Source organism: Micrococcus sp. HMSC067E09, from assembly GCF_001812555.1.
Taxonomy (GTDB): domain Bacteria; phylum Actinomycetota; class Actinomycetes; order Actinomycetales; family Micrococcaceae; genus Micrococcus; species Micrococcus lylae.
In genome coordinates this window covers 1-1,244 of the sequence record NZ_KV809410.1, presented here as the reverse complement: position 1 = coordinate 1,244, position 1,244 = coordinate 1, and the positions used below count along the sequence as shown (strand labels likewise).

The 1,244-nt window shown below is 67.8% G+C and carries 1 protein-coding gene; it reads right to left on the bottom strand.

The features are described 5' to 3' along the window. Positions 1-10 precede the first annotated feature (10 nt). Positions 11-1,161 (bottom strand): IS3 family transposase gene (locus HMPREF2863_RS01400; RefSeq protein WP_098471310.1). Its coding sequence is split into 2 segments (ribosomal slippage): positions 11-891 and positions 891-1,161, totalling 1,152 coding nucleotides; the frame shifts between segments, so codons are not numbered across the junction. Positions 1,162-1,244: the final 83 nt, after the last annotated feature.

Below are 1,244 nucleotides of genomic sequence, written 5' to 3'. Positions count from 1 at the left end.
GCCGCCCCCTTCATTCGGTCCGGACGTTCTGTGAGTCGTCGGTTTCCATTTGATGGGTGCACTGCCGAGCGTACTCGGCTGGGGTTAGGTAGCCGAGCGAGGAGTGCCGGCGGTGGTGGTTGTACTCGTCCTTCCAGTCGCCGATGATGACCTGTGCGTGCAGCAGCGAGTAGAAGCTGTTGATGTTGAGGCACTCGTCGCGGATCCGGCTGTTGAACGACTCGACGTACCCGTTGCGCCACGGCGAGCCCGGAGGGATGTAGGACAGGCCGGTGCGGGTGCCGGCCCAGTCGGCCATCGCCTCGCTGATGAACTCCGGCCCGTTGTCCGACCTGAGCACCGCCGGGGCGCCCCGGGCGGCGACGAGGTCCTCGAGGTGGGCGGTGAGTCGGTCGGCGGTAATCGAGCGCTCCACGAGGCCGCCGATGCACTCCCGGGTGTGTTCGTCGACGATCGAGCAGATCTTGATCGGTCGTCCGTGCTCGTCGGCGTCGAACTGGAAGTCCACCGCCCACACCACGTTCGGCGCGTCCGCCGTCGGCGCGTCGACGGTCGAGGACCCGACGCGCTTGCGTCGACGCCGCTGCGGGACCCGGAGCCCTTCGTCACGCCACAGGCGTTGGATCTTCTTGTGGTTCACCACCCACCCCTCGGCGCGGGCGTCGTGATACGCCCGCCGATACCCGTAGCGGGGATGGTCCTTCGCCCAGGCGCGCAGCCACTCCCTGAGCGCCCGATCCGGGTCCGCGACCGTGTCGCCCTTGAGCGGTCGCCGGTACGCGGAGCGGCTCAGCCCGACCAGACGGCACGCCATCCGTTCGCTCACCCGCAACTTGCGCTTGAGGTGATCGACGGCGGCGCGGCGCCTGTCCGGGCTTAGAAGTTTCCCTCAGCCAGCTCCTTGAGCGCGGCCTTCTCCAGCTCCGCTTCCGCGAGCAGACGCTTCAGGGTCGCGTTCTGCTTCTCCAGCTCCTTTAGGCGCTTTGCGTCGTCGGCCTTGAGGCCGCCGTACTGGTTCCGCCACCGGTAGTACGTCTGCTCGGACACCCCGAGCTCCCGGCACACCGCCGCGACGTCCTGACCATCGGCGAGCATCCTGTCGGCCTGCCCGAGCTTACGGACGACCTGCTCGGGGGTGTGACGCTTCCTGCTGTTCGTCATGATCTGACCAGTCTCCCTGCCCGCGGCCGCGGGCAACAGGACGGCTCTCATAACGACTGGACCTACGAAACGGGGTCAGCCCA